This window comes from Xenorhabdus yunnanensis (assembly GCF_028598805.1).
Classification (GTDB): Bacteria; Pseudomonadota; Gammaproteobacteria; order Enterobacterales; family Enterobacteriaceae; genus Xenorhabdus; species Xenorhabdus yunnanensis.
The window spans coordinates 1-1173 of sequence record NZ_JAQRFI010000169.1 but is presented as its reverse complement, the minus strand read 5'-3'; the positions used below and the strand labels follow the sequence as shown (position 1 = coordinate 1173).

General features: G+C 51.6%; 2 protein-coding genes. One reads left to right on the top strand and one right to left on the bottom strand.

Annotated features, from left to right (window positions below; genetic code table 11):
* Positions 1-159: 159 nt before the first annotated feature.
* Positions 160-588 (bottom strand): helix-turn-helix domain-containing protein, encoded by a 429-nt coding sequence (locus PSI23_RS21485; RefSeq protein WP_273556977.1) that lies wholly within the window; start codon positions 586-588, stop codon positions 160-162.
* Positions 589-703: 115 nt separating this feature from the next.
* Between PSI23_RS21485 and PSI23_RS21480 the strand changes: the two genes are divergently transcribed.
* Positions 704-1173: CHC2 zinc finger domain-containing protein (locus tag PSI23_RS21480; protein WP_273556976.1), on the top strand; the 470-nt coding region annotated here is incomplete at its 3' end.

Genomic DNA, 1173 nt, shown 5'->3' with positions numbered 1-1173 from the left:
GTGTAATAACGTTCTGTTTTGGCGGCTTTATTTACCGCCCGGTTTTGCTTAGAATGCGCCTTAGCCATAGTCACTACTCCTAATAGTTGGTTATGGTCAGCGGGGTTAAGGTGTTGGTCGCACGTTTTCCCCGCGTTAAATCAAAGGGTTTTTATCTTATTACCTTGCCAGCACCTGTAACTGCTTTTTGATTAAAAAGGCATCCAGCAACTTCTTAATCACTTCCTTGTCTTCCTCCGGTAACTGCTCCACGGCCTGAAATTGCCGCAGTAACTCCCTGTCCTCAAATCGGGCTTTTGCTGCCTCGGTCTCTGCCCCTTCCAGCAAGTAATCACCGCTCACCCCGAGTACATCCGCCAGACGTTTTAACGTATCACTGCCCGGCCGTGAGGTACCGCGTTCAAAACGGCCAATGTGGGTGTAGTGCAGTTCAGCCAGCTTGCCCAGCTCTGACTGGGAGAGGCCTTTTTGCCTGCGTAACTCCCGCAGACGTTGTGCAAATCCGTTCTCTGTTGCCGCTGCCATATCAAGCACCTCTGTCATTATTGCGGTCTTAAATGTAGCTATGTTGCCGTAATTATGACTCATCTTCCATGCTCCGATGCGTTGATATGCGCTTTACATGCTTGACATAATAAAGCCTTGAAGCTAACTTATCAAGCATCGATGCTTTATTAAAAAATATTTTGTAAGGATATCTGACATGGCTCGCATCCCGGAAGCTGAGTTGCAACACCTGAAAGCGGCGGTTCCTTTAGTGGCTATCCTTGAGCAGCAGGGGCGGCAGGTGATTAAACGCGGCAAAGACAGACTCGTGCTGTGCCCGTTCCATCAGGAAAAAACGCCCTCGATGGTGATCACCCCGTCGAAAAATCTCTATCACTGCTTTGGCTGCGATGCCGGCGGGTCGGTGCTGGACTGGGTGATGAAGACAGAGAATTTAAGTCTGCGCCATGCCTGTGAACGGTTGCGCGCCATGCTCGGCAGCAATCCGGCGGTGGAGCCGCTGGTTGGCTCATCGGAACTGATCCGTGATGCGGTCGGGCAACAGGCGCTGCTGTTACGGGTGGCGGAGTTCTACCATCATACGTTGCTCAATGCCCCGGAAGCACAGGCCTATCTGACCAAACGGCGGCTGAACCATCCTGAATTAGTGGCGCAGTTTAAGCTGGG

Bases quoted from the DNA above. Each gene is read 5' to 3' on its own strand.
- PSI23_RS21485 (WP_273556977.1), bottom strand. From the start codon at position 588: ATGAGTCATAATTACGGCAACATAGCTACATTTAAGACCGCAATAATG.